This window comes from Streptomyces sp. NPDC053076, assembly GCF_044546845.1.
Taxonomy (GTDB): domain Bacteria; phylum Actinomycetota; class Actinomycetes; order Streptomycetales; family Streptomycetaceae; genus Streptomyces.
This window is the reverse complement of sequence record NZ_JBITZL010000006.1, coordinates 1-23,804: the sequence shown is the minus strand read 5'-3', so window position 1 is coordinate 23,804 and position 23,804 is coordinate 1. Positions and strand designations below refer to the sequence as shown.

General features: G+C 71.8%; 23 protein-coding genes. 6 read left to right on the top strand and 17 right to left on the bottom strand.

Going from position 1 to position 23,804, the window contains the following annotated elements:
• Nucleotides 1-13: 13 nt before the first annotated feature.
• Complete coding sequence (locus ACIGYR_RS23995; RefSeq protein WP_399596579.1) at nucleotides 14-982, bottom strand: helix-turn-helix transcriptional regulator; 969 nt, start codon at nucleotides 980-982, stop codon at nucleotides 14-16.
• Between the two features lie 72 nt (nucleotides 983-1,054).
• Between ACIGYR_RS23995 and ACIGYR_RS23990 the strand changes: the two genes are divergently transcribed.
• On the top strand, nucleotides 1,055-1,444 hold the full coding sequence (locus ACIGYR_RS23990) for a VOC family protein (protein WP_391848061.1): 390 nt from the start codon (nucleotides 1,055-1,057) through the stop codon (nucleotides 1,442-1,444).
• A gap of 105 nt (nucleotides 1,445-1,549) precedes the next feature.
• Nucleotides 1,550-2,374, top strand: coding sequence for a DUF4253 domain-containing protein (locus ACIGYR_RS23985; RefSeq protein WP_399596577.1), 825 nt, complete (start codon nucleotides 1,550-1,552; stop codon nucleotides 2,372-2,374).
• Nucleotides 2,375-2,471: 97 nt separating this feature from the next.
• Here ACIGYR_RS23985 and ACIGYR_RS23980 read toward each other — a convergent pair whose 3' ends face one another.
• Entirely contained in the window at nucleotides 2,472-3,959 is a 1,488-nt protein-coding gene (locus tag ACIGYR_RS23980) for a helix-turn-helix domain-containing protein (protein WP_399596575.1), read from the bottom strand.
• A gap of 190 nt (nucleotides 3,960-4,149) precedes the next feature.
• Here ACIGYR_RS23980 and ACIGYR_RS23975 point away from each other — a divergent pair, with 190 nt between their 5' ends.
• Entirely contained in the window at nucleotides 4,150-4,890 is a 741-nt protein-coding gene (locus ACIGYR_RS23975; RefSeq protein ID WP_399598557.1) for a DUF4232 domain-containing protein, read from the top strand.
• Between the two features lie 12 nt (nucleotides 4,891-4,902).
• Here ACIGYR_RS23975 and hemB read toward each other — a convergent pair whose 3' ends face one another.
• The 6 genes from hemB to ACIGYR_RS23945 form a co-directional block, all read right to left on the bottom strand.
• Nucleotides 4,903-5,895 carry a porphobilinogen synthase gene (gene hemB / locus ACIGYR_RS23970; RefSeq protein ID WP_391848058.1) on the bottom strand — a complete coding sequence of 331 codons (993 nt, stop codon included), beginning with the start codon at nucleotides 5,893-5,895 and terminating at the stop codon, nucleotides 4,903-4,905.
• 433 nt (nucleotides 5,896-6,328) lie between these two features.
• Nucleotides 6,329-8,041: a uroporphyrinogen-III synthase gene (locus tag ACIGYR_RS23965; protein WP_399596573.1), complete on the bottom strand. Its 1,713-nt coding sequence runs from the start codon at nucleotides 8,039-8,041 to the stop codon at nucleotides 6,329-6,331.
• A complete protein-coding gene (gene hemC, locus ACIGYR_RS23960) occupies nucleotides 8,038-9,033 on the bottom strand; it encodes a hydroxymethylbilane synthase (RefSeq protein WP_391848056.1) in 996 nt (331 codons plus the stop codon). Before hemC ends, ACIGYR_RS23965 begins: the two co-directional genes overlap by 4 nt.
• On the bottom strand, nucleotides 9,030-10,739 hold the full coding sequence (locus tag ACIGYR_RS23955) for a glutamyl-tRNA reductase (protein ID WP_399596570.1): 1,710 nt from the start codon (nucleotides 10,737-10,739) through the stop codon (nucleotides 9,030-9,032). The genes hemC and ACIGYR_RS23955 overlap by 4 nt, the downstream gene beginning before the upstream one ends.
• A complete protein-coding gene (locus ACIGYR_RS23950) occupies nucleotides 10,736-11,500 on the bottom strand; it encodes a redox-sensing transcriptional repressor Rex (RefSeq protein WP_399596568.1) in 765 nt (254 codons plus the stop codon). Before ACIGYR_RS23950 ends, ACIGYR_RS23955 begins: the two co-directional genes overlap by 4 nt.
• 281 nt (nucleotides 11,501-11,781) lie before the next feature.
• Complete coding sequence (locus tag ACIGYR_RS23945) at nucleotides 11,782-12,054, bottom strand: glutaredoxin family protein (protein ID WP_391848053.1); 273 nt, start codon at nucleotides 12,052-12,054, stop codon at nucleotides 11,782-11,784.
• Nucleotides 12,055-12,180: 126 nt separating this feature from the next.
• On the opposite strand from ACIGYR_RS23945, the gene ACIGYR_RS23940 reads away from it, so the two are divergent.
• The 3 genes from ACIGYR_RS23940 to ACIGYR_RS23930 all read left to right on the top strand — a co-directional run bounded on the left by ACIGYR_RS23940 (nucleotide 12,181) and on the right by ACIGYR_RS23930 (nucleotide 15,689).
• Nucleotides 12,181-13,101, top strand: coding sequence for an HAD family hydrolase (locus tag ACIGYR_RS23940; protein ID WP_399596567.1), 921 nt, complete (start codon nucleotides 12,181-12,183; stop codon nucleotides 13,099-13,101).
• A 337-nt stretch (nucleotides 13,102-13,438) separates the two neighbouring features.
• Complete coding sequence (locus ACIGYR_RS23935; protein ID WP_391848051.1) at nucleotides 13,439-14,218, top strand: ECF subfamily RNA polymerase sigma factor, BldN family; 780 nt, start codon at nucleotides 13,439-13,441, stop codon at nucleotides 14,216-14,218.
• A gap of 235 nt (nucleotides 14,219-14,453) precedes the next feature.
• Nucleotides 14,454-15,689: a DUF5667 domain-containing protein gene (locus ACIGYR_RS23930; RefSeq protein WP_399596565.1), complete on the top strand. Its 1,236-nt coding sequence runs from the start codon at nucleotides 14,454-14,456 to the stop codon at nucleotides 15,687-15,689.
• 187 nt (nucleotides 15,690-15,876) lie between these two features.
• Here the strand turns inward: ACIGYR_RS23930 and ACIGYR_RS23925 are convergent, their stop codons facing one another.
• The 9 genes from ACIGYR_RS23925 to ACIGYR_RS23885 all read right to left on the bottom strand — a co-directional run bounded on the left by ACIGYR_RS23925 (nucleotide 15,877) and on the right by ACIGYR_RS23885 (nucleotide 23,651).
• A complete protein-coding gene (locus ACIGYR_RS23925; RefSeq protein ID WP_391848049.1) occupies nucleotides 15,877-16,941 on the bottom strand; it encodes a lysophospholipid acyltransferase family protein in 1,065 nt (354 codons plus the stop codon).
• A 14-nt stretch (nucleotides 16,942-16,955) separates the two neighbouring features.
• A complete protein-coding gene (locus ACIGYR_RS23920) occupies nucleotides 16,956-18,017 on the bottom strand; it encodes an NAD-dependent epimerase/dehydratase family protein (RefSeq protein WP_391848048.1) in 1,062 nt (353 codons plus the stop codon).
• Between the two features lie 197 nt (nucleotides 18,018-18,214).
• A complete protein-coding gene (locus ACIGYR_RS23915; protein WP_003948845.1) occupies nucleotides 18,215-18,313 on the bottom strand; it encodes a 30S ribosomal protein bS22 in 99 nt (32 codons plus the stop codon).
• A 136-nt stretch (nucleotides 18,314-18,449) separates the two neighbouring features.
• A complete protein-coding gene (locus ACIGYR_RS23910; RefSeq protein WP_121791081.1) occupies nucleotides 18,450-18,662 on the bottom strand; it encodes a helix-turn-helix domain-containing protein in 213 nt (70 codons plus the stop codon).
• Nucleotides 18,663-18,791: 129 nt separating this feature from the next.
• Nucleotides 18,792-19,607: a phosphatase gene (locus tag ACIGYR_RS23905; protein WP_399596563.1), complete on the bottom strand. Its 816-nt coding sequence runs from the start codon at nucleotides 19,605-19,607 to the stop codon at nucleotides 18,792-18,794.
• Between the two features lie 154 nt (nucleotides 19,608-19,761).
• Nucleotides 19,762-20,934, bottom strand: a complete 1,173-nt coding sequence (locus ACIGYR_RS23900; RefSeq protein WP_399596562.1) for an acetoin utilization protein AcuC — start codon at nucleotides 20,932-20,934, stop codon at nucleotides 19,762-19,764.
• On the bottom strand, nucleotides 20,885-22,117 hold the full coding sequence (locus tag ACIGYR_RS23895) for an MFS transporter (protein WP_399596560.1): 1,233 nt from the start codon (nucleotides 22,115-22,117) through the stop codon (nucleotides 20,885-20,887). Before ACIGYR_RS23895 ends, ACIGYR_RS23900 begins: the two co-directional genes overlap by 50 nt.
• Before the next feature lie 86 nt (nucleotides 22,118-22,203).
• A complete protein-coding gene (locus ACIGYR_RS23890) occupies nucleotides 22,204-22,914 on the bottom strand; it encodes a VC0807 family protein (protein ID WP_399596559.1) in 711 nt (236 codons plus the stop codon).
• Between the two features lie 92 nt (nucleotides 22,915-23,006).
• Entirely contained in the window at nucleotides 23,007-23,651 is a 645-nt protein-coding gene (locus ACIGYR_RS23885; protein WP_391848043.1) for an HAD family hydrolase, read from the bottom strand.
• Nucleotides 23,652-23,804 lie beyond the last annotated feature (153 nt).

The window sequence follows — 23,804 nt, the reverse complement described above, 5'->3', positions numbered from 1 at the left end:
CGACGGCCCGCCCTCATGTCGGGGGCGGGCCGTCGGCCGTGTGGGCGGCGAGGAGTTCCCGGGTCCGGCGCAGCAGGGCCTGCCGTACCGAGTCCGGGGCGAGGACGCGCAGGGGCGCCGCCAGGCCGAGGAGGTAGCGGGCGAGGCCGTCCGCGTCCGGGCCGCCGATGTCGATCAGGGTGGCATCGGGGCCGTCGGAGCGGTGGGTGCCGACCGTCGCCGGGACGATCCGCAGCGCCTGGTCCAGGGGGACGGGGAGGCGGACGGTCGCGGACAGCGGGTAGGGGCCGTTCGCCGTGTTGTGGGAGACGAGCTGAGCCGGATCGGGCGGGTCGGTGATCTCCACCGGCTGTCCGGTGGGCACCAGACGCTCCACCCGGTCGGCGCGGAACGTACGCCAGCCCCGGGCCACGTCCCGGGCGACGAAGTACCAGCGCCGGCCGGTGTGGACGAGCCGGTACGGATCGACGTCCCGGACCGTGCTCCTGCCCTGCCCGTCGCGGTACGACAGCTGGGCCCGTTCGCCTCGTCGGCAGGCCGCGGCCAGCTCCAGCAGCATGCCGGGCCGCAGCCGCGGCTCCTCGGGCCAGGGCAGCCGTACCAAGGCGTCGTCCCACTGCGCGAGCCGCTCGGCGATCCGGGGCGGCAGCACCTGGCGCAGCTTGAGCAGCGCGGACAGCGCGGCCTGGTCCCCGCCGAGGGCTCCGCTCAGCGCCGCCTCCCGCAGGCCGACCGCCACGGCCAGCGCCTCCTCGTCGTCCAGCATCAGCGGCGGCACGCGCGAGCCGGCCCGCAGCCGGTAGCCGCCCCAGGGCCCGGCGTCGGAGTCGACGCTGTACCCGAGCTCCCGCAGCTTGGCGATGTCCCGGCGCACGGTGCGGTCGGTGACGGCCAAGCGGCCGGCCAGCTCGGCGCAGGTCCAGGAGGGCCGGGCGGCGAGCAGCGAGAGCAGACGCAGCAGACGGGCGGACGCGCTGAGCACGAGGCGAAGTTTTCCACACGGTCCGCACGACCAGGACAGGAACTGTCCTGGTCGCCTTCTACTGTCGCTCCCATGACATCGGAGACCTCTTCCGCACCCGCGTTCCGCTACGTCGCCGTCACCTTCGACTGCGCCGACCCCGCCGAAATGTCCCGCTTCTACGGCGAGATGTTGGGCCTGCCCGTCGCCTACGCGTCCGACGACTTCGTCCTGCTGGGCGGCAAGGACGGCGCGGCGGGCCTGGGCTTCAACCGCCTGGCCGACTACCGCCGCCCCACCTGGCCGGACCCGGCCCAGGAGAAGCAGGCGCACATCGAGGTGGGCGTCGACGACCTGGACACGGCCGAGGCCCACCTGCTGAAGCTGGGCGCCACCAAGTCCGGGACCCAGCCGCAGCCGAACCGCTGGCGGGTCCTGCTGGACCCGGCGGGCCACCCGTTCTGCATCACGACCTTGGTCTGACGCCGGGTCCGGGTACGGGGCCTGAGCCGGCCACTGTTCCCGGTCGGCTCCACGGCGGTCCACCGGCCAACGGCGTTGTCAGTGGCTCCCCTTACAGTCGGCGGCATGGCGACTCTTCCCAACCCGCTGCCCAGGCTGGCCACCGACCCCAGTGGGCGTTCTCTAGGACTTCAACTGCCGCCCGGCAGGCTGGTGGACGAGACGGACGACGGGCCCTGGCACGAACCCCTGCTGTGGCACGCGGAGAAGCCCTCCGCGCCCGGCACCTGGAAGGCGCTGGGCGTGCCGGCGGCCCGTACGGGGCTGTTGCCGGTGCTGGTGGATCTGGCCAGTTGCCGGGTCGGTATCGAGGACTGGGTGCTGCTGCCCGGTGAGGTGTCGTATCCGGGGGACCACGATGTGGAGGAGGTCCTCGCCGAGTACTGGAAAGAGGAGACGGACGGGTACGCCGGCGACGAGACCGAGCCGTTCGGGGTCAAGTGGCCGGGGCTCGCGTCCGCCGGGGTTCTGGCCGCCGACCCGGAGACGCGGGCCGCGCAGGTCGCCGACGCGGTGAACCGTGATCCGAGCACGTGGGCCGAGTGGATCGAGGAACCGCACCTGGCCCTCGTCCCGGCCCGCCGGTCCGCCGACATACCGGCGGCGATCGGCTGGGCGGGCCCGCTGAACTACGAAGGGGACGTAGCCCGGATCTGCGCGGTCCTGCGGTCCTGGGAGGACCGGTTCGGCATCCGGGTGGTGGCGCTCGGACTGGACACGCTGGTCGTCTCCGTCGCGGCGCCGCCCGGCAGCCTCGACGACGCCGAGGTCCTGGCCGCCGAGCACTACGCCCTGTGCCCGAACACCGTCGCCCAGAGCGGCCCGGGGAGCGTGCGGGCGTACGCCAAGGGGCTGGTCGGGGCCACCAGTTGGTCCTTCTGGTGGGACTGACCCGGGCCGAGCCCGAGCCCTTCACGTTCCGGTGCCGGCCGCCGCTTCACGTTCCGGTGCCGGCCGCCGCGCCGGAAACGCCCGGCGGGGCCGGCGCTCAGCCGGCGTCCGACGCCGGTTGCCACTTCTCGCCGCCGAGCGGGAAGGCGTACGCCGGCCGGCCGTTGTTCCCGCTGGTGCGGAACGGGCGGCCGGCGTCGTCGATGAGCAGGATGCCGTGTCGGCTCCCGCTGGACCAGGTGAGTTCCAGGTACCAGCTGACGTCATAGGCGGACGCGTCGGCCGTGACATGGAAGACCTCGGGGTCGGACTGGCTCACCTTGAACGGGAAGTTCCGGTTCCCGGCCTCCGGTACGGGCGCGGGGCGCATCGCGTCCAGCGCGACCGTGAAGGACCGGGTCGGCACACCGCCGCCGCAGCCGACGCCCGGGTAGCCCATGGCGTAGTCGTTCCAGGCGAGCGGGGACCGCTTGCCCGCCATGCGCACGGACAGCCCCTCCAGGACGACGGTCTCCTCGCCGGTGCCCTGCACGGTGAAGGTGACGTACTGCTCCCCCGCCGACACCGCATGGTGTACGTCCACCCAGGCGGGCGCGTCCTGCTCCAGCGGCGGTGGAGAGACGTCGGCCGACGGCCGGTCGATCAGGTAGTGCTGGGAGCAGGGGCTCTCCCAGGCGTAGGGGTGCGTGGTGACCGTGAGGGGCGGGGCGGCCACCGGGGACGTCCGCCTCGTCCCGGAGGCGCTCGGCCTGCGTGCGGGTGTGCCGCTGCTGCTGCGGGTGGCGGGGGCCTTGGCGGAGGGTGAGGCCGAGGGAGTGGTGGACCCGCTCGGGGTGGGGCTCCCGGCCGTCGGCGTCACCGGCGCGCTGTCCCGGGCGGCGGCCCGCACGTCCACCGTCGCGCCCTTGCCGTCCGGCCTTCCGCCGTCGGAGGGCAGGTTCAGGGCGACCGCCACAGTGCCGAGCAGGGCGGTGACGGTGAGGGCGGCGAGGAGAACGGTCCGCCGACGCCGAGAGCCGGTCGCCGCCGTCCCCGTCGCCGGCCGGGGCGCAGACGCGACTCCCGGCACCGGCACCGGCTCCCCCTCCGGGGCGCCCTCGGACACGGGCTCGGACACGGGCTCGGGCTCGGACGCAGGGACAGACCCGGAACGGGACACGGGCACAGTTCCGGGTCCGGGCTCGGACGCAGGAACAGACCCGGAACCGGAGACGGACACAGCTCCGGCTTCGGGCTCGGCTCCCGGCCCCGGCCCCGGCCCCGGCTCTGGCCCTGTCCCCGGCCCTGGTCCTGCACCCGGCCCCGGCTTCCGTACCGGCTCCGGGCCCTTCCGGCCCCGTCCCGCATCCGCCAGCACCCACCGCCGATGCAGTTCCACCAGCTCCTCCGGGGTGGCCTTGCACAGCCGGGCCAGCCGCTCCACGGGCGCGTAGTCCGTCGGTACGGCGTCCCCGTTGCAGTAGCGGTGGAGCGTCGACGTGCTCATGTGGAGCCGTTTGGCGAGCGTGCCGTAACTGTGCCCGGAGCGGTTCTTCAACTCCCCCAGCAGCTCGGCGAAGCCGCCCTCAGACGTGCCTTGCGACACCGTTCCTCCGTCCCCCTCGTCCCACCCGGGCGTTCCAGGGAAGGACTGATGTGGCAGGTCACAGCCGGTGCGGGCATTCCAGCGTCCCGGATCGTCCGCAGGTGCTGGCCGCCGGGACGGACCCGCCCACAGGCTGTTGGTCATCCAAGCACGACAACCGGCTCATCCCGAAAGAGGACTTGCCATGCTTATGCGCCATATCCGTCTGCTCGCCGCCACCGGCACCGCCGTCGCCGCCCTCTCGCTCACGGCGTGCGACGGCGGAACGGGCACCAAGGACGAGGGCGCCTCCCGGCCGACGGTGGCGGAGACGGGCGCGTCCAGGACAGCCGAGGGCGGCGCCACCACCGGCGGCGGCAAAGACAGCGGCAACGGCAACAGCACCGGCAACAGCACCGCCGCAAGTACGGCGGACGGCACGCCCGTGGCCCGTACCCGCGCCCCCGGCGCCCGGCCGAACGCCTCCGCCGGCCACAGCACCAAGGGCACCTCCACCGGCGGCTCGGTGGTGCTGTGCAACGGCGCGAACACCTCTGTCACCGCCCAGCCGCTCAACCGGCCCCTCAACCACCTGCTGCTGACGGTGAAGAACACCGGAGGCAAGACCTGCGAGCTGCCGTACTACCCGGTCCTGCGCTTCGACGAGATGCAGTGGGTGCCGCAGGCCGACCGGGACACCCAGCCGCAGGCCGTGGTGTCCCTGGCTCCCGGCGCGTCGGCGTACGCGGCCGCGCTGCTGTCGGCCGCCGACGGCAGCGGTACCGGGGGGACGACCGGCCACAAGCTGACCGTGGCCTTCCAGGGCTACACCCCGAACAGCAGCGGCGGGCCGTCCGCGACGCCGGCCCTGCCCGCCAAGGGTGTCTCCTACGACAGCTCGCTGAAGGTGACGTACTGGCAGCAGGAGCTGGACAGCATCGACAGCTGGTGAGCCGCGTGCCGGTCAGCGCAGTCGCTGGGCCACCTCGGTGGCCCAGTACGTGAGGATGTTCCGCGCCCCGGCCCGCTTGATGCCGGTCAGGGTCTCCAAGATGGCCTGGTCCCGGTCGATCCAGCCCTTCTCGGCGGCGGCCTCGATCATCGCGTACTCGCCGGAGATCTGGTAGGCGGCGACGGGCACGTCCACGGCGTCCGCGACCCGGGCGAGGATGTCGAGGTAGGGACCGGCCGGCTTGACCATCACCATGTCGGCGCCCTCGGCCAGATCCAGCTCCAGCTCCCGCAGGGACTCGCGCCAGTTGGCCGGATCCTGCTGGTAGGTCTTGCGGTCGCCCCGCAGCGAGGAGGCGACGGCCTCGCGGAAGGGGCCGAAGAAGACCGAGGAGTACTTGACGGTGTAGGCGAGGATCGCCACGTCCTCCCGGCCGATCTGGTCCAGCGCGTCGCGGATGACGCCGATCTGGCCGTCCATCATCCCGCTGGGGCCGACGACATGGGCGCCGGCGTCGGCCTGCACCTGGGCCATCTCGGCGTACCGCTCCAGGGTGGCGTCGTTGTCGACGCGGCCCTCGGCGTCCAGCACGCCGCAGTGCCCGTGGTCGGTGAACTCGTCCAGGCACAGGTCGGACATGACGAGCAGGTCGTCGCCGACCTCGGCCCGGACGTCCCGGATGGCGACCTGGAGGATCCCGTCCGGGTCGGTTCCGACCGTGCCCTGGGCGTCCTTCTTGGACTCCTCCGGCACTCCGAACAGCATGATCCCCGAGACCCCGGCCTCCGCGGCCTCCAGCGCGGCCTTCTTCAGGCTGTCCCTGGTGTGCTGGACCACACCGGGCATGGTGCCGATCGGCACGGGCTCGCTCACGCCCTCCCGGACGAACGCCGGGAGGATGAAGTCGGCGGGATGCAGTCGCGTCTCGGCGACCATCCGCCGCATGACGGGCGAGGTCCGCAGTCGCCGGGGACGCGTACCGGGGAAGGATCCGTACTTCGTCATGCCTTCTACGCTACGCCCGCGCCGGATGCGCCTTTGCCGACGCGACGTCGGCGACCACGGCCGTCCCGGTCCAGTGGCCGTCGACCCGGCGAGCCCGTGGCTGACCGGACGAAGCACCTCACCCACGGGTTCGCGGAGGGGAGGGGCGGACACCACCGGCGGGCCGGCCCGTACGCCAGCGAGATCACGGCTCCGTGGTAGCACCGAACGCACGCGGGGAGCCGCCGGACGCCGGACACACACGGGGACCCGCCGGACGCCGGACACACACGGGAAGCCACCGGACGCCGGACACACACGGGAAGCCGGACGCCGGACGCTCGCGGGGAGCCGCCGGGCCGGACACACTCGGGGAACCACCGGACGCCGAACGCCCCGTCGTCCGCTGTGCGGGACGACGGGGCGTTCGGCTTCTGTCCGTGGGCGGCCGGGGCTAGGTCGTCGACCGGCGCCGCCGCGCACCCGGCCGGCGCTCGCTCGGCCGGGTCACCGGGTCCCCGGCCTCCAGGGCCGCGGTCCGCCGCTTCATGCCGAAGTCGGCCAGGGCCTCGGCCAGCTTGTGCACCGACGGCTCGGGAGCCATCACGTCCACGCGCAGCCCGTGTTCCTCGGCGGTCTTCGCCGTGGCCGGGCCGATGCACGCGATCACGGTCACGTTGTGCGGCTTGCCCGCGATGCCGACCAGGTTCCGCACGGTGGACGACGAGGTGAAGAGCACCGCGTCGAAGCCACCGCCCTTGATCGCCTCCCGGGTATCCGCCGGCGGCGGCGAGGCGCGCACGGTCCGGTAGGCCGTGACGTCGTCGACCTCCCAGCCCAGCTCGATCAGACCGGCCACCAGGGTCTCCGTGGCGATGTCGGCACGCGGCAGGAAGACCCGGTCGATCGGGTCGAACACCGGGTCGTACGGCGGCCAGTCCTCCAGAAGGCCCGCGGCGGACTGCTCACCGCTCGGCACCAGGTCCGGCTTCACGCCGAAGGCGACCAGCGCCTTGGCGGTCTGTTCGCCCACCGCGGCCACCTTGATGCCCGCGAAGGCACGGGCGTCGAGGCCGTACTCCTCGAACTTCTCGCGGACGGCCTTCACCGCGTTGACCGACGTGAAGGCGATCCACTCGTACCGGCCGGTCACCAGGCCCTTGACGGCACGTTCCATCTGCTGGGGCGTGCGCGGCGGTTCGACGGCGATCGTCGGGACCTCGTGCGGCACGGCACCGTAGGACCGCAGCTGGTCGGAGAGCGACGCCGCCTGCTCCTTCGTGCGCGGCACGAGCACCTTCCAGCCGAACAGCGGCTTGGACTCGAACCACGACAGCTGGTCGCGCCGGGCGGCGGCGGAACGCTCGCCGACCACGGCTATCACCGGCCGGCCGCCGTCCGGCGACGGCAGCACCTTCGCCTGCTTCAGCGTCTGCGCGATCGTGCCGAGCGTCGCCGTCCAGGTGCGCTGGCGGGTCGTCGTACCGCCGATCGTCACCGTCAGCGGGGTGTCCGGCTTGCGGCCCGCCGAGACCAGTTCGCCCGCCGCGGCGGCCACGGAGTCCAGGGTCGTCGACACGACCACCGTGCCGTCCGAGGCGCCCACCTCCGCCCAGCAGCGGTCGGAGGCGGTACGGGCGTCCACGAACCGGACGTCCGCGCCCGCGGCGTCCCGCAGCGGCACACCGGCGTACGCGGGCACGCCGACCGCCGCCGCGACACCGGGGACGACCTCGAAGGGCACCCCGGCGGCGGCGCAGGCGAGCATTTCCTCCGCCGCGTACGTATCAAGTCCCGGGTCCCCGGACACCGCACGGACGACCCGCTTGCCGCCCCGCGCGGCCTCCATGACAAGATGAACGGCATCCCGAGCAGCAGCCGGGACAGCGGCGGGTGTTGACGTGCCGTCAACCACCGTCAGCTGGGGCGTGCCCGTGCCCGGCGGCGAGACCGCGGAGGGATCCGCGTCCGTGTGCACCACGGAGACGCCCTGTCGGGCGTGCGTCCGGATCACGTCGAGCACCTCGTGCTCGGCGACCAGGACGTCCGCGCTCGACAGCGCCTCCACGGCGCGCAGAGTCAGCAGTCCCGGATCTCCGGGTCCGGCACCGAGGAAGGTGACGTGCCCGTGTTCCGGACCGGCGGCAGGAAGGGCGGTGGGGCTCACTGTGCTCGCTCCCCCATCAGACCGGCCGCGCCCCGGGCGAGCATCTCGGTGGCGAGTTCGCGACCGAGTGCCATCGCCTGGTCGTGCGTCTGGGGCACGGGACCGGTGGTGGACAGCTGCACCATGCGGGTGCCGTCGGTCGTGCCGACGACGCCGCGCAGGCGCATTTCCTTGACAATCTGCCTGTCGGCCTGGGGGTCCCCCCGCTCGAGCGGAGCCGAGAGTGGGGGAAGGTCGGCGAGCGCACCCACAGGTGCGCTGCAGCCGGCCTCCAGGGCGGCGAGCAGGGATCGTTCGGCGGTGACGGCGACCCGCGTGAACGGGTCGTCGAGTTCGCCGAGCGCCGCGATCAGGTCCGCGTTGTCCGCGGCACACTCGATCGCCAGGGCCCCCTGGCCGGGGGCGGGCAAAACTGTGTCGACCGACAGGAAGTCGGTCACCTCGTCGGTCCGGCCGATCCGGTTGAGCCCGGCGGCGGCCAGCACGACCGCGTCCAGCTCGCCGTCGTGGACGTACCGGATGCGGGTGTCCACGTTGCCGCGGATCGGGACCGTCTCGATGTCCAGCGCGTGGGCGCGGGCGTACGCGTTCAGCTGCGCCATGCGGCGCGGCGAGCCGGTGCCGATGCGGGCGCCCCGCGGCAGGTCGGTGAACTTGAGGGCGTCGCGCGCGACGATCACGTCCCGCGGGTCCTCGCGCAGCGGTACGGCGGCCAGGACGAGGTCCGCGGGCTGCGCGGTCGGCAGGTCCTTCAGCGAATGAACCGCGAAGTCGACCTCGCCCCGCGCCAGCGCGTCGCGCAGCGCCGTCACGAAGACACCGGTGCCGCCGATCTGCGCCAGGTGCTCGCGGGAGACATCGCCGTAGGTGGTGATCTCGACCAGCTCGACGGGCCGTCCGGTCACCTGGCGGACGGCCTCCGCCACCTGCCCGGACTGGGCCATGGCGAGTCTGCTCCGCCTGGTCCCCAGCCTCAAAGCCTTCTCACTCATGCCGGTCGGTCCTTCTCGTCTGTGCTGTCCCCGGCCCGGGAGACGGCGGCCACCGTCTCGGGGTCGAGGTCGAACAGGGTGCGCAGCGCGTCCGCGTACCCGGCGCCGCCGGGCTCGGCCGCGAGCTGCTTGACCCGTACGGTCGGCGCGTGCAGCAGCTTGTCCACGACCCGGTGCACGGCCTGGCGGATCTCGCCGCGCTGGCGTTCGTCCAGGTCGGGCAGGCGGCCGTCGAGCCGCGTGATCTCACTGGCGACGACGTCGGCGGCCATGGTGCGCAGCGCGACCACGGTCGGCGTGATGTGCGCCGCCCGCTGTGCCGCGCCGAAGGCCGCGACCTCGTCGGAGACGATACGCCGGACCTGGTCCACGTCGGCCGCCATCGGCGCGTCGGCGGACGCGTCCGCCAGCGACTCGATGTCGACCAGGCGCACCCCGGCCAGCCGGTGCACGGCCGCGTCGATGTCGCGGGGCATGGCGAGGTCGAGGAGGAAGAAGAAGGGTGCCGGGCGCTCGGCCACCGGCTCCGGCCTGCGCCGCTCGGGAATGCGGCCCACGGTCGCGGCGGTCGCGGCGAGCGCGTTGATCAGCTCGGCGTCCGCCTCGGGGGTACGGCGGTCCCGGCGGTCCACCGTGCCGCCGGCGGCCCAGGCCGCGTGCTGCTCCAGGGTGGCCGCGTCCATGCCGGCCACGGCGGCCTCGCCCATGACGGAGAAGCCGGGCTGCGCGGCGGCCAGGTCCAGCGGGCAGTTCTCGTCGCCGCCGGCGGACGGCAGCGGCGCCTTGGTCTGTACGGCCGTACGAGTGGTTTCGGCGATCTCGGCGGCGGGGGCGCCGGTGCGGCCCTCGACCGCCTGCGCGACCACCTCCGCCGTGAGCACCAGACCCGTCGCCCCGGTACAGGAGACGACGACGTCGGCACGTGTCAGCTCGTCGGCCACCGCGTCCATCCGCACCGCGCGGGCGGTCACGGATCCCGTGTCCGCGTCCTCGGTGAGACTGTGCCCGTACTGCTCCTCGAGCAGGAGCGCGAGCCGCTCGGCGCGCTCCACGGTGCGGTTGGCGACGACGATCTCGGCGACACCGGCGCGCGCGAGCGTGGCGGCGGCCAGGGACGACATCGAACCGGCGCCGATGACCAGCGCCTTCTTGCCCTCGGCCCACGTCGGGACCGCGGTGCCGACGGCCAGCTGCTCCAGGCCGAAGGTGACCAGGGACTGGCCCGCGCGGTCGATGCCGGTCTCGGAATGGGCGCGCTTGCCGACCCTGAGGGCCTGCTGGAACAGGTCGTTCAGCAGCCTGCCCGCGGTGTGCAGGTCCTGGGCGCGGGCCAGGGAGTCCTTTATCTGACCGAGGATCTGCCCCTCGCCGACGACCATCGAGTCCAGCCCGCAGGCCACCGAGAACAGGTGGTGGACGGCCCGGTCCTCGTAGTGCACGTAGAGGTAGGGGGTCAGTTCCTCCAGGCCGACGCCGCTGTGCTGGGCGAGCAGCGTGGACAGCTCGGCGACACCGGCGTGGAACTTGTCCACGTCGGCGTACAGCTCGATGCGGTTGCAGGTGGCGAGCACCGCGGCCTCGGTGGCGGGCTCGGCGGCGACCGTGTCCTGGAGCAGCTTGGTCTGGGCGTCCGCGCTCAGCGCGGCCCGCTCCAGCACGCTGACCGGGGCGCTGCGGTGGCTCAGTCCGACGACGAGGAGGCTCATGCCGGCATCACGGCGGGTACGTCCCCGTCGGGTCCCTGGTCGGCGGACGCGTCGCGGGGGGTGGCGGCGGGCAGCGCGCCGTCGCCCGCCGCGGTCTCCTCGCCGGCCTTGCGCTGCTCGTGGAAGGCGAGGATCTGAAGCTCGATGGAGAGGTCGACCTTGCGCACGTCGACGCCGTCCGGGACGGACAGCACGGTCGGCGCGAAGTTGAGGATGGACGTCACCCCGGCGGCCACGAGCCGGTCGCAGACCTGCTGGGCGGCGCCGGCCGGGGTGGCGATGACGCCGATGGAGACGCCGTTGTCCTTGATGATCTTCTCGAGGTCATCGGTGTGCTGCACGGGGATGCCCGCGACCGGCTTGCCGGCCATCGCCGGGTCGGCGTCGATCAGCGCGGCGACCCGGAAGCCACGGGAGGCGAAGCCGCCGTAGTTGGCCAGGGCGGCGCCGAGGTTGCCGATACCGACGATCACGACCGGCCAGTCCTGGGTCAGGCCGAGCTCGCGGGAGATCTGGTGAACGAGATACTCCACGTCGTAGCCGACACCGCGGGTTCCGTACGAGCCCAGGTACGAGAAGTCCTTGCGCAGCTTGGCGGAGTTGACTCCCGCCGCCGCGGCCAGCTCCTCGGAGGAGACCGTGGGGACCGAGCGCTCCGACAGTGCGGTCAGGGCTCGGAGGTACAGCGGAAGCCGGGCGACGGTGGCCTCGGGAATCCCTCGGCTACGGCTCGCCGGTCGGTGTGTTCGGCCAGTTGCCACGGTGCTCCTGCGGGTAGAGCGGGGCTGCAGGCGGTCATACGTCCCCAGACCGCCCCGTCGACAGCAGGCTATGTCTTTGTGAACGCGTGCACAAAGATGGTGTCCGATTTGCCCGGCAGAAGTGACCGGGGTCACGCCGGTTTCGCGCCCCTGGCGGGAACCGGCGCATACGCACCGGCGTTCCTTCGTTACTGGGGGCAAAACCGCACACTCTCCTCACGAATCCCGCCCCCGAGACCAGACCGCCGTCGATCCTAAGCGACTTTCCCGGCCGGTTTGTACTAGTCGGTCAGTGCCCGGCGCAGTCGCTCCTCGTTCACGCGCCAGAAGGTGTGCTGTTCACCGTCGACCAGGACGACCGGGATCTGCTCCCAGTAGCGGTCGTGCAGGACCTGGTCCTCGGTGATGTCCTTCGGCTCCCACGGCACCCCGAGGTCGCCGCACACCTTCTCGATCACCGACTGCGCGTCGTCGCACAGATGACAGCCGGGCTTGCGGATCAGAGTGACCAGCCGCGCACGCGGCTCGGCCCTGCGTCGGAAGAGGGGACTCATAAGGGCCATTCTCGCGCGCTCCGCACCCATTCCGGATCGCTTCTTTAATGGCCCTGTCGAGCAGAGTTCACACCCTGCCAACCTCTCGACTCCGGAACCACCGAACAGACTGGCTATGCTCGCGTCATGGCCGCTCTCGGATGGCTCACTCCCCGTAGGCGCTCCGCCACGGCGCGGAGCGTGTTGGCAGGCGAGGCTTCGGCGGAGGCAGCCCGCAAGTCCTCGCAGGAGGCACCGCGCGCCACGCCGGAGGAACCGCAGTTCCCCGTGATCGGCGACGACAGGGCCGCCGCCTTCTTCGACCTCGACAACACGGTGATGCAGGGCGCGGCGCTGTTCCACTTCGGCCGGGGGCTGTACAAGCGGAAGTTCTTCGAGACCCGCGACCTCGCCAAGTTCGCCTGGCAGCAGGCGTGGTTCCGGCTGGCCGGCGTCGAGGACCCGGAGCACATGCAGGACGTCCGCGACTCCGCGCTGTCGATCGTCAAGGGCCACCGGGTCGCCGAGCTGGAGTCGATCGGCGAGGAGATCTACGACGAGTACATGGCCGACCGCATCTGGCCCGGCACCCGCGCCCTCGCCCAGGCCCATCTGGACGCGGGCCAGAAGGTCTGGCTGGTCACCGCGGCCCCCGTCGAGATCGCCCAGGTCATCGCCCACCGCCTCGGCCTCACCGGCGCCCTGGGCACGGTGGCCGAATCGGTCGACGGCGTCTACACCGGCAAGCTGGTCGGCGAGCCGCTGCACGGCCCCGCCAAGGCCGAGGCGGTCCGCGCCCTGGCCGCGGCCGAGGGGCTGGACCTCTCCCGCTGCGCGGCCTACAGCGACAGTCACAACGACATCCCGATGCTGTCCCTGGTGGGCCACCCCTACGCCATCAACCCGGACGCCAAGCTCCGCAGACACGCCCGGGACAAGGACTGGCGCCTGCGGGACTACCGCACGGGCCGCAAGGCCGCGAAGGTCGGCATCCCCGCGGCGGCGGGCGTCGGCGCGGTCGCCGGCGGCACGGCGGCGGCGATCGCGTTGAGCCGACGGCGCCGATAGCGCCCGACAGCTCCGCACATCGAGCCGCGCGCCCCGCAGCCCGCCTTGCCGCAGCTCCACGCGCGTCTTGAACGCGCTTGTGTACATCACCGCGTTCAACATGCCCCGCACATCACCGAAACACGTCCTTTTCCGGTCACTCAGCGATCATCTTGCGGCACGCAACCTGCCATCAAACGGTTACAGACGCGACGCAATCGATGATTTGAACAACTCGGTGTAGCAGTGCCTGTACGAAGCGTTATTCTCCTCAGACGCAATCCGGTACCCCTCCGTCGCCACGACGGGTGAACGGTCCCGCACTGCACGTGATGGAAGCTCTGCCTCTGGGAGTCCCGTGTACCCACACGTCGGGGTTGACGCCTCGGGCCTGGCTACGCTGCGCGCAACGGTCGCGACGGTCAAAGAGACGCTGCGCGGCTTCGTCCCCCCCGCGTACGCCGTCCCTGCCTTCGCCGCCGCCGCGCCGGCAGGCCCGTGCTACGCACTGGCCGACGGCGGCGCCGCCGTCGGCAGACGAGGGCGTGCCACCGGCGCGGCCACCGCCCGCCGGCCGGCCGCCGACAGCGACAGCGCCCGGATGATGGACCTCGTCGAACGCGCCCAGGCGGGGGAGTCCGAGGCATTCGGGCGGCTCTACGACCAGTACAGCGACACCGTCTACCGGTACATCTACTACCGCGTCGGCGGCCGGGCCACCGCCGAGGACCTCACCAGCGAGACCTTTCTGCGGGCGCTCAGAAGGATCGGCACCTTCACCTGGCAGGGCCGCGACTTCGGGGCCTGGCTGGTCACCATCGCCCGGAACCTGGTCGCCGACCACTTCAAGTCCAGCCGCTTCCGGCTGGAGGTCACCACCGGCGAGATGCTCGACGCCAACGAGGTCGAGCGCTCCCCGGAGGACTCCGTCCTGGAGTCCCTGTCGAACGCCGCCCTGCTCGACGCCGTGCGGCGGCTCAACCCACAGCAGCAGGAGTGCGTGACGCTCCGCTTCCTCCAGGGCCTCTCCGTCGCCGAGACGGCCCGGGTCATGGGCAAGAACGAGGGTGCCATCAAGACCCTCCAGTACCGCGCCGTGCGGACCCTCGCCCGCCTGCTGCCGGACGACGCCCGCTGAGGGAGGCAACGGTGGGCGACACTCAACTCACGCTCAGTGAAGCCCCGTTGCCTTTCCGATCCGGACCTCCGCTGTCCGTAACCCAAGTGCCGCGCCAGTCGTTGTGCGGGATACAGGCTCCCTGTGGTCACGTCCTGGCCGACCCCGATCGCTCGATCGTGGGAAGTGGTCGTGGGCGTGCAACCCTCAGGACCCCCTGGGGAGTCGACCGTCATGACGAGAGGAGGTGCCGCCAGTGATCGCGAACGTATCGGCGCACCGGCGGGCGAACGCCTTCGCCCAGGCCCTGGAGGAGCAGTCCGACCGGGACACGGCGGCCGAGCAGTCCGCAGCGGCGGGATCCCCGCCGCCCGCCGAGGAACGGTCCGAGCCGGGCGAGCTGTTGGTCCTGGCCACGGGTCTCGGCGCGCTGCCCAAGCCGCAGCTCGACCCGGAGGTCAAGGTCGTCCAGCGGGCCCAGTTGGTGGCCGCGATGGAGGCCATGCTCCGGGAGGGCACGGGGGCGGCGGATGCGTCGGTACCGGAACAGCGTTCGCACCGTAGCCGGGGCGCACACCGGGCGAGCCCGCTGGGCAAGCTCCGGCCGCGCACCAGGCTGACCAAGGGGCTCGCGGCCGGCGGGCTCAGCGTGGGCGTGGCAGCCGGAGCCTTCGGCGGGGTCGCCGCCGCCAGCTCCGACGCCCTTCCCGGTGACTCGCTGTACGGCCTGAAGCGCGGCATCGAGGATTTCAAGCTCAACTATCTGGCCGACGGCGACGACCAGCGCGGCCAGACCTACCTCGACCAGGCGTCCACCCGGCTCAGCGAGGCCCGCCGGCTGCTGGAGCGCGGCCGGGGCGGGCACCTGGACCACGAGTCCATCGGCGAGATCCGCCGCACCCTGTCCGGGATGCAGCACGACGTCACCGAGGGCCACCGCCTGCTCCACGCGGCCTTCGAAGCCGATCCGGACTCCCTCGGCCCCATCCAGGCGCTGTCCTCCTTCTCCCGGTCCCACCGCGAGGCATGGAGCGCGCTCAGCGACAGGCTGCCCGTGCAGCTGGGCGATGTGAAACAGCAGGTGTCGTCGGTCTTCGACGCCATAGACGAAGAGGTCGCCCCGCTGCAGTCCCTGCTCCCGCAGCCGCCGGCCCAGCCCGGCGGCGGCAGACGCCAGGGTGGCTCCGGGTCGCCGTCCGTCGGCTCCTCCGGCAGTCAGCGGTCGACGGCGCCCAGCTCCGCCGGCGGCACCCCGTCCGCCGGGCAGCACACCGGCTCCGGCTCCGGCACCCCGAGCGGCTCGGCCACCGGCACCAGCGGTGAGGGCCGCATCGGCGGGGACACGGGCGGTCTGCTCGAACCGCCGACCGGGCCCGACGGCAGCCTCCCGTCGGCCGGCAAGTCCCCCACGGGTCAGCCGGACGTCACCATCCCGCCGCTCCTGCCCGACCTGCTCCCCGGCCTGGGCATCGACGGCGAGGACGCGGACTAGGCACGGTCACGACGACGAGGGGCGCCCCTCCCGAGCGGGGCGCCCCTCGTCGTACGACCACCCAGCCCAGAAGAACACCGACCTGCGCTGCACCGACAGCTTGGCTCCTCCCCGCCGCCGTCCTCGCACCGCTGCGCAGGCTTCACACGGCTGCGCCGGAGCCCGTCCGCCGAACCCGCCACCCAGCTCAGAAAAAGACCGACCTGCGCTGCACCAACAGCTTGTACAGCGTGTGCTGGATCTGTTCGCGGACCTGGTCGGTCAGGTTGAACATCAGCATCGGGTCCTCCGCCGCCTCCGGCGGATAGCCGTCCGTGGGGATCGGCTCACCGAACTGGATCGTCCACTTGGTGGGCAGCGGGATCGCGCCCAGCGGCCCCAGCCACGGGAAGGTCGGCGTCAGCGGGAAGTACGGGAAGCCCAGCAGCCGGGCGAGGGTCTTGGCGTTGCCGATCATCGGGTAGATCTCCTCGGCCCCGACGATCGAGCAGGGGATGATCGGCGCCCCCTGCCGCAGGGCGGTGGAGACGAAGCCGCCACGGCCGAACCGCTGGAGCTTGTAGCGCTCGCCGAAAGGTTTCCCGATGCCCTTGAAGCCCTCCGGCATCACCCCGACCAGCTCGCCCTGGGCCAGCAGCCGTTCCGCGTCCTCCGCGCAGGCCAGCGTGTGCCCCAGCTTGCGGGCCAGCTCGTTGACCACCGGCAGCACGAAGACCAGGTCGGCGGCCAGCAGCCGCAGGTGCCGGTCGGCCGGATGGTGGTCGTGCACCGCGACCTGCATCATCAGGCCGTCCAGCGGCAGCGTCCCGGAGTGGTTGGCGACGATCAGCGCCCCGCCCTCGGCCGGGATGTTCTCGATGCCCTTCACCTCGACCCGGAAGTACTTCTCGTACACCGGCCGCAGCAGCGACATCAGAACCTGGTCGGTCAGCTCCTCGTCGTAACCGAAGTCGTCGACCTCGTAGTCCCCGGTGAGCCGGCGCCGCAGAAAGGCCAGCCCGGCCGCCACCCGCCGCTCCAGGCCGCCGTCCTGCCCACCGGCCTCCGGCTGCGTCGGCGACTCCTCCTCGCGGCTCACAGGCTCATCCTCCTGCGCCCGCTCCCGGCCCGGCAGGGGCTGGACCGCACCGATCTCGCCCGGCTCCCCGAGCGCACCGCGCCGGCTCCCCCCGCTGCGCCGCCGCGCCTGGCGCTGCGCGGCGCTCCCGCGAGACCGGTCGTCGTCGAACGGAATGACCTTGGCGTCAGCCATCGTTGCCGCTCTCCTCACTTGGCGCTGTACGTCTGGGTGTGGCCGTCCGCCCTCGCGGTCAGCGCGGCGATCCGGTCGACGGCACCCGCGAGAGCCTCCGGCGGCAGCAGCCCGGGGCCCTGGCCGTGCGCGAAGTCCGCGAAGGCCCCGGCCGTCGTGTACCGGGGCGTGAAGCCCAGCGTCTCGCGCATCTGGACGGTGTCCACCACGCGCCCGTGGGTGAGCAGCCGGATCTGCTCCGGTGAGAAGTCCGTCATACCGAGCGTACGGACCAGGGAACCGGCCCAGGTGACCGCGGGCAGCAGCAGCGGCACGGTGGGCCGTCCCAGCCGCCGGGAGCACTGCGAGAGGAGCAGCACGCCGTCCCCGGCGATGTTGAAGGTGCCGCTGTTGAGGGTGCCCCGGCGGGGCTCGTGCGAGGCGATCCGCAGCACCTCGATGACGTCGTCCTCGTGCACGAACTGCAGCCGGGGGTCGTAGCCGAACACGGTCGGCAGGACGGGCAGCGCGAAGTACGAGGCGAGCGGGGTGTCCGCGGTCGGCCCGAGGATGTTGGCGAACCGCAGCACGCACACGGCGACGTCCGGCCGTCGGCGCGCGAACCCGCGTACGTACCCCTCCACCTCGACCGCGTCCTTGGCGAAGCCGCCGCTGGGCAGCGACTTGGGCGGGGTCGTCTCGGTGAACACGGCCGGATCACGCGGCGCGGAGCCGTAGACGTTCGTACTGGACTTCACCACCAGCCGCTGCACGGCCGGCGACTTCTGGCAGGCGCCGAGCAGCTGCATGGTGCCGATGACGTTGGTCTCCTTGACCGAGGCCCGGTTCCCGCCGCCCAGCGCCGTGCCCGTCACGTCCATGTGGACGACCGTATCGGCGCCCGTCTCGGCGAGCACCCGGGCGATGGTCGGCTGCCGGATGTCGGCCTGGATGAAGTCGGCACCGCCCAGATGGTGCGCCGGCGGCACCGCGTCCACGGCGATCACCCGGTCCACCTCCGGGTCCCGCTGGATCCGCCGCACGAACCGGCCGCCCAGCTGCCGGGCCACTCCGGTGACGAGCACGACCTTTCCCAAGATCAGCGCCTTCCTTCCAGCACAACCGGTGTCCCGCGTTCCCCGTCTGCGGCCAACCTAGCCGTTTGTCGTTGCGCTGTGATGACCCTCTATGCGTGAGGTGACGGAATTTCCCCCATCGGCACATGCCGGAATATGCCTGTGGCCCCCCACCGCTGACGGTGGGGGGCCACAGGGCCACGCTCTCGCGACGCCGCTTACTTCTTGTTGCGGCGCTGAACGCGCGTGCGCTTGAGCAGCTTGCGGTGCTTCTTCTTGGCCATCCGCTTGCGCCGCTTCTTGATAACAGAGCCCACGACTACCCTCGCTCACTTCTCATCACTCGGTTGTTTGGGCGCCATGGGCCCACACGACCTACGAGGGGCTAGCCTACCCAACCGAGCGCTGAGGTCGTAATCGAGGGGGTACCCCCTGGTCACCAGGGGGTAGCCGTCAGGCCGTCTCCACCCCCACATAGCTGTCGCGGAGGTACTCGTGTACCGCTTGTTCCGGGACGCGGAACGACCGCCCCACCCGGATCGCGGGCAGATGACCACTGTGCACCAGGCGGTACACGGTCATCTTGGACACTCGCATCACCGAGGCGACCTCCGCCACGGTAAGGAACTGAACCTCGTTCAGAGGCCTCTCGCCAGCTGCAGCCATGACACACCTGAACCTTCCGCACTCGACGGCCACCGGCTTCCCCTTCCGGTGACTCTTCGTCGTTGCGTGCTCACTCCCCAGACTAGGGGCGGGTGATGCGAGTGGGGAAGAGGTGCTCCCATCGGCGGCCTACTGTGACAGACACGCTCGATTGAGTACGTAGCGGGTCAGCGGCCGGTAGTAACTAGACCGCACTGCGTCATCAACCGGAACGACGACGGACACCCGTCCCTCGGCCTCACCCACGAACAGCGCGGGATCGTCCGTGTCGGCCAGGCCGATCGCCTCGAATCCCAGCTGACCAGCACCGCAGACCCAGCCGTGATCGCCGACGACCAGCTCGGGCAGCGGCCCGCCGGCCTCCGCCGCGGCGTCCAGCGCGACCCGAACCGGGAGCGGCGAGTGGCTGTGGGCACCCGGCTCACAACCGGGGCGCTCGCTCGCCGGTTCCCGCACCAGGGCAACCCCTCGTACGTAGTCGAGGCGATGGGTGCGTAGACCGAACCGGGTCAATATGTCGACACAGCGACCCTGCGCCGGGGTGAGAACCTCACATCCCGCCGCCGACAACGCGTCCGCCAAGCCGGCGTAGAAGCCGAGCAGCCGCTGCGGGTGCCCGGTGCCGAGGAGCACGGGCGCGCCGCGCCGGGCCGCCTCCCGGATCCGCCCGGCGAAGGCGTCCAGCGCGCCGAGGGTCCGCTCCGGATCGATCACATCCGGTCCGGTCGTGCACCGAGGATCGGCCGAAACCCCGCACCTCCGCGCCATCAGCCCGAGCAGTTCCCGAATCCCCCAGCTGCCTTCCGGATCGATCCCGATCAGAGCGCGCGGATCCCGGGCGGCGAAGAGCCGATAGCTCCGCAGACTCTCCTCCCGCGTGGTCGCCACCACCCCGGCCAGCCGAACGGCCACCAGGTGCGCGCGGAGACGGTCGGGGGTCAACACGGATGCGATGGTGGCCCATCGGAGGTGGTGCCGGGACGGAAACCCGGGAATTCCGCACGGTTGGCCTAATGGGTGCCTGCGACGGAAGCATCCCAGCGGACTGTGCCAGGCGGGCGGAGAGACGGGGGCAAAAGGGCGGAGCCCCCGGCCCGGGTCAGGGCAGCAGCCCCCGCAACGGGAACACGGCCCGGCGAGTGGCCAGCACGGCCTGGTCGATCCGGTCCGCGGGGTCGTACCCGGCCTCCCACGAGCCGTACTCCACCGGCCACCGCCCGTCGGTCATCCGGTGCGGCCCCCACTGCCGCGTCCGGGCGAACACCTCCTGGCGCCACCCCTCGGGGATCATCGCTTCCGGAGCCACCGGCTTGCCCGCCGCGATGCCCACCAGATGCGTCCAGGACCGCGGTACGACATCCACCACCGCGTACCCTCCGCCGCCCAGCGGGATCCACTTCCCGCCCGCGTACTCGTGCGCCAGCTCGTGACACGCCACCTGCACCGCCCGCTGCGCGTCCAGCGAGACGGCCAGATGCGCCAGCGGGTCCTCGAAGTGCGTATCGGCCCCGTGCTGGGACACCAGCACCTGCGGCCGGAACTCGGCGAGCAGCTCCGGCACCACGGCGTGGAACGCCCGTACCCAGCCCGCGTCGCCCGTCCCGGCCGGCAGCGCCACGTTCACCGCGGAGCCCTCCCCCGCGCCCGCCCCCGTCTCCTGCGGCCACCCGGTCTGCGGGAACAACGTACGGGGATGCTCGTGCAGCGAGATCGTCAGCACCCGCGGGTCCTCCCAGAACGCCGCCTGCACCCCGTCCCCGTGATGCACGTCGACGTCCACGTAGGCGACCCGCTCGGCCCCCAGCTCCAGCAGCCGCGCGATCGCGAGCGCCGCGTCGTTGTAGATGCAGAACCCCGACGCCCCGCCCGGCATCGCGTGGTGCAGGCCGCCCGCGAAGTTCACCGCGTGCTCGGCGTCCCCGCGCCACACCGCCTCGGCCGCGCCCACCGACTGTCCCGCGATCAGCGCGGACACCTCGTGCATCCCGGCGAACGCCGGATCGTCGATCGTGCCGAGCCCGTACTCCCCGTGGGCCCCCGCCGGATTCGCGGACGCGACCTTCACCGCGTCGATGTAGTCCTCGCGGTGGACCAGCCGGAGCGTCGACTCGCCGGCCGGTTTCGCCGCGACGACCGCCAGCTCCCGGTCGAGCCCGAAGGCACCGACCAGCCGGCGGGTCAGGTCCAGCCGGACCGGATCCATCGGATGGCTCGGACCGAAGTCATAGCCCGTTACTGCCTCGTCCCACATCAGCTGTGCGCGGCCGCTCATGTCCGCCACCGTATCGGTCCGGTTGAGCGGCGAACGACCTGGCGTACCCCAGTGTCACCAGCACCAACACCAACGGCACGAGCATGGCGCCCCGGTAGCTCCAGGCATCCCCCAGCGCGCCCACCAGCGGCGAACCGATCAAGAAGCCCACGTAGTTGAAGATGTTCAGCCGGGCGATCGCTGCGTCCGACGCCCCCGGACCGTAATTCTCGAAAGCGTGCCTTCCCGCCGCCGCGAAGGTCTGCGGCACCAGCACACACAACCCCAGCCCCAGCAGCGTGAACCCGAGCATCCCGACCCACGCGCCGGGCGCCACGGCCACCACCGCGAACCCGCCGGCCGCCACCAGCGCCCCGAGCCGTACGACCGCCGCCGCACCGAACCTCCGCACCCCGAAGTCCCCGATGGTCCGCCCCACCAGCGTGGTCACCATGTACACGTTGTACGGCACCGTCGCCAGCTGCTCCGAGCTGCCCAGCACGTCCTTCAGATACTTCGCGCTCCAGTTGGAGACGGTCGAGTCCCCGATGTAGGCGAAGGTCATCACCAGACACAGCGGCAGCAGCAGCTTGAAGACCAGGCCCCCGCCCTGTGCCCGGCCCTCCCGCACGGGCCCCGGCTCCCCGTCCACGTACCACCGGCTCCCCACCAGCGTCCCCGGCAGCAGCAGCGCCACCACCGGCAGGTACGACACCCATAGCGCGAGGTGCCAGTGCGCCCCGGCCCAGGCCAGCGAGGCACCCAGGATCCCGCCCAGGCTGTAGGCGGCGTGGAAGCTCAGCATGATGCTGCGCCCGTAGGACCGCTGAAGGCTGACACCGAGCATGTTCATCGAGGCGTCCAGTGCCCCCACCGCCAGGCCGAAGATCCCCAGCGCCACCGCCGGCGCGGCCACCTCCCCGGGCGCGCCCGCCCCGACCCCGAGCAGGGCCAGCAGCACCACCGGCTGGGACCAGCGCAGCAGCCGGCTGGGCCGTATCCGCTTCACCAGCTGCTCGGTGGTCACGCTGCCGGCCCCGGCGAGGATCGGCACGGCGGCCAGGAAGACCGGCAGCAGCCCGTCGGAGATGCCGTACCGGTCCTGGATGGCCGGGATACGCGTCACGAGCAGGGCGAAGGCGACGCCCTGGGCGAAGAAGCCGAACGCCAGTGAGGCCCTACCGCGCCGCAGCACATCAGTCATGGCGGCGAGAGTAGGGCCCCGAGCTACCTGTGGGTAGATCCAGCCAAAGATGAATTCCCCTCAGCTTCGGCTGCGCTGATCCTGCGTCAGGCGGCGACGGCCACCTCGGCCCGACCGGCCTCCGCCTCGGCCTCGGCCTTGAGCATCCGCTCCATCGGCTCGACCGCCAGCCCACCGCTGACCAGGAAGCCGATGACCATGGCGCCGATCATGAAGACACTGCCCAGCCACACCATCGTGTCCACCGAAATGGTGTAGGCACCCACGAAGCGCGCGACGCACTCGGTGAGCAGCACCACGCCCCAGACGATCGAGAAGACGTTCTCCTTGCGCCGGAACGCCGCGGAGTCCGCCGCCGCTCCGGACGCCAGCCGCTGCCAGGCGGCCTCCTTGTCCGGGTCACCCTTGACGATGAACGGCTTCATGCCGGCCGTCATCATCGGCTTCCCGAGCCAGACGGACACCAGGATGCCGATGGCGACCGTGCTGCTGATGCCGCTGTCCTTGGCCAGCATCAGCCGCGGGTCGCCGGAGACGAAGCTCAGCAGCAGCGACACGACGTTCACGACGAGGATCAGCCCCGCCAGCCCGTTGGTCTTCCGCTCCTTGACCAGGCTCCACACGGTCCGCACCGCGGGCACCACGCTGCTCCAGGCGAGCGCCGCGAAGGTGCTCATCCCGAAGGCGTCCTTGAACAGGTAGTACGAGCCGAGCGGCAGCGCGACATCGATGAGCAGCGGCTTGAAGTTGTCCAGCGCGCTCGGCTGCCGGCTCTGGGTCCCCGTGTTCTTCGTCATGCCCTCAGCTTCGCCGCCGGGCGGGGTACGGCAGTAGAAACGATCGTCCGGAGGTCCGCATGACAAATGTCAGCCCGGACGGCCGACCGCGGTCATATCAGCAGGTCAGCCAACTCGCCGAAGTCTGAGAAGAGTTGATCTGCGCTCGCGAGCCGCGCCGCGGGGGTCATCGCGGTGAACCCGTACACGTCCATCCCGGCCGCCACGGCCGCCTGTACGCCCAGCGGAGAGTCCTCGACGACCAGGCACCGCCCGGGAGCCACCCCCATCCGTTCGGCCGCGTGCAGGAACAGGTCCGGCGCCGGCTTGCCCCGCCCCACATCCTCCGAGCTGAAGATCCTGTCCTGCGTGAACCACCGGTCGAGCCCGGTGGTCCGGTGCCCCACCCGGATCCGCGCATGACTCCCGGAGGAGGCTACGCAGTACGGCACTCCGTCCGCGGCCAGTTTCTCCAGGACGCCGGCGGCCCCGGCCACGGGCTGCAGCTCCCGTGCGAACGCGGCGAACACCCGCGCGTGGAAGACCTCGTCGAAGTCCTCCGGCAGCCGCTGTCCCGTCCGCTCCAGAATCAGGTCATGGATCCGGTGCATGGCCGACCCCATGTAATCGCGGATGGAGTCCTCGTACGACGTGGGGTGGCCCAGCTCGGTCAGATACGCGGCCAGGAGCCGGTTCGATATGGGCTCGCTGTCCACGAGGACGCCGTCGTTGTCGAAGATGACGAGGTCATAGCGCATGACAGCGAGCCTAGAGGACACAAACCCAGAACGCAGAAAACCCCCGCATCGGCCCGAGGCGGGGGTTTTCTCAAAAATTGTTCGGCGGCGTCCTACTCTCCCACAGGGTCCCCCCTGCAGTACCATCGGCGCTGTGAGGCTTAGCTTCCGGGT

Excerpts from the sequence above, each read along its gene's own strand:
- ACIGYR_RS23990 (WP_391848061.1), top strand. The coding sequence starts at position 1,055 with ATGACATCGGAGACCTCTTCCGCACCCGCGTTCCGCTACGTCGCCGTC.
- ACIGYR_RS23985 (WP_399596577.1), top strand. The coding sequence starts at position 1,550 with ATGGCGACTCTTCCCAACCCGCTGCCCAGGCTGGCCACCGACCCCAGT.
- ACIGYR_RS23975 (WP_399598557.1), top strand. The coding sequence starts at position 4,150 with ATGCGCCATATCCGTCTGCTCGCCGCCACCGGCACCGCCGTCGCCGCC.
- hemB (WP_391848058.1), bottom strand. The coding sequence starts at position 5,895 with ATGACGAAGTACGGATCCTTCCCCGGTACGCGTCCCCGGCGACTGCGG.
- hemC (WP_391848056.1), bottom strand. The coding sequence starts at position 9,033 with ATGAGTGAGAAGGCTTTGAGGCTGGGGACCAGGCGGAGCAGACTCGCC.
- ACIGYR_RS23955 (WP_399596570.1), bottom strand. The coding sequence starts at position 10,739 with ATGAGCCTCCTCGTCGTCGGACTGAGCCACCGCAGCGCCCCGGTCAGC.
- ACIGYR_RS23945 (WP_391848053.1), bottom strand. The coding sequence starts at position 12,054 with ATGAGTCCCCTCTTCCGACGCAGGGCCGAGCCGCGTGCGCGGCTGGTC.
- ACIGYR_RS23940 (WP_399596567.1), top strand. The coding sequence starts at position 12,181 with ATGGCCGCTCTCGGATGGCTCACTCCCCGTAGGCGCTCCGCCACGGCG.
- ACIGYR_RS23925 (WP_391848049.1), bottom strand. The coding sequence starts at position 16,941 with ATGGCTGACGCCAAGGTCATTCCGTTCGACGACGACCGGTCTCGCGGG.
- ACIGYR_RS23910 (WP_121791081.1), bottom strand. The coding sequence starts at position 18,662 with ATGGCTGCAGCTGGCGAGAGGCCTCTGAACGAGGTTCAGTTCCTTACC.
- ACIGYR_RS23900 (WP_399596562.1), bottom strand. The coding sequence starts at position 20,934 with ATGAGCGGCCGCGCACAGCTGATGTGGGACGAGGCAGTAACGGGCTAT.
- ACIGYR_RS23895 (WP_399596560.1), bottom strand. The coding sequence starts at position 22,117 with ATGACTGATGTGCTGCGGCGCGGTAGGGCCTCACTGGCGTTCGGCTTC.
- ACIGYR_RS23890 (WP_399596559.1), bottom strand. The coding sequence starts at position 22,914 with ATGACGAAGAACACGGGGACCCAGAGCCGGCAGCCGAGCGCGCTGGAC.
- ACIGYR_RS23885 (WP_391848043.1), bottom strand. The coding sequence starts at position 23,651 with ATGCGCTATGACCTCGTCATCTTCGACAACGACGGCGTCCTCGTGGAC.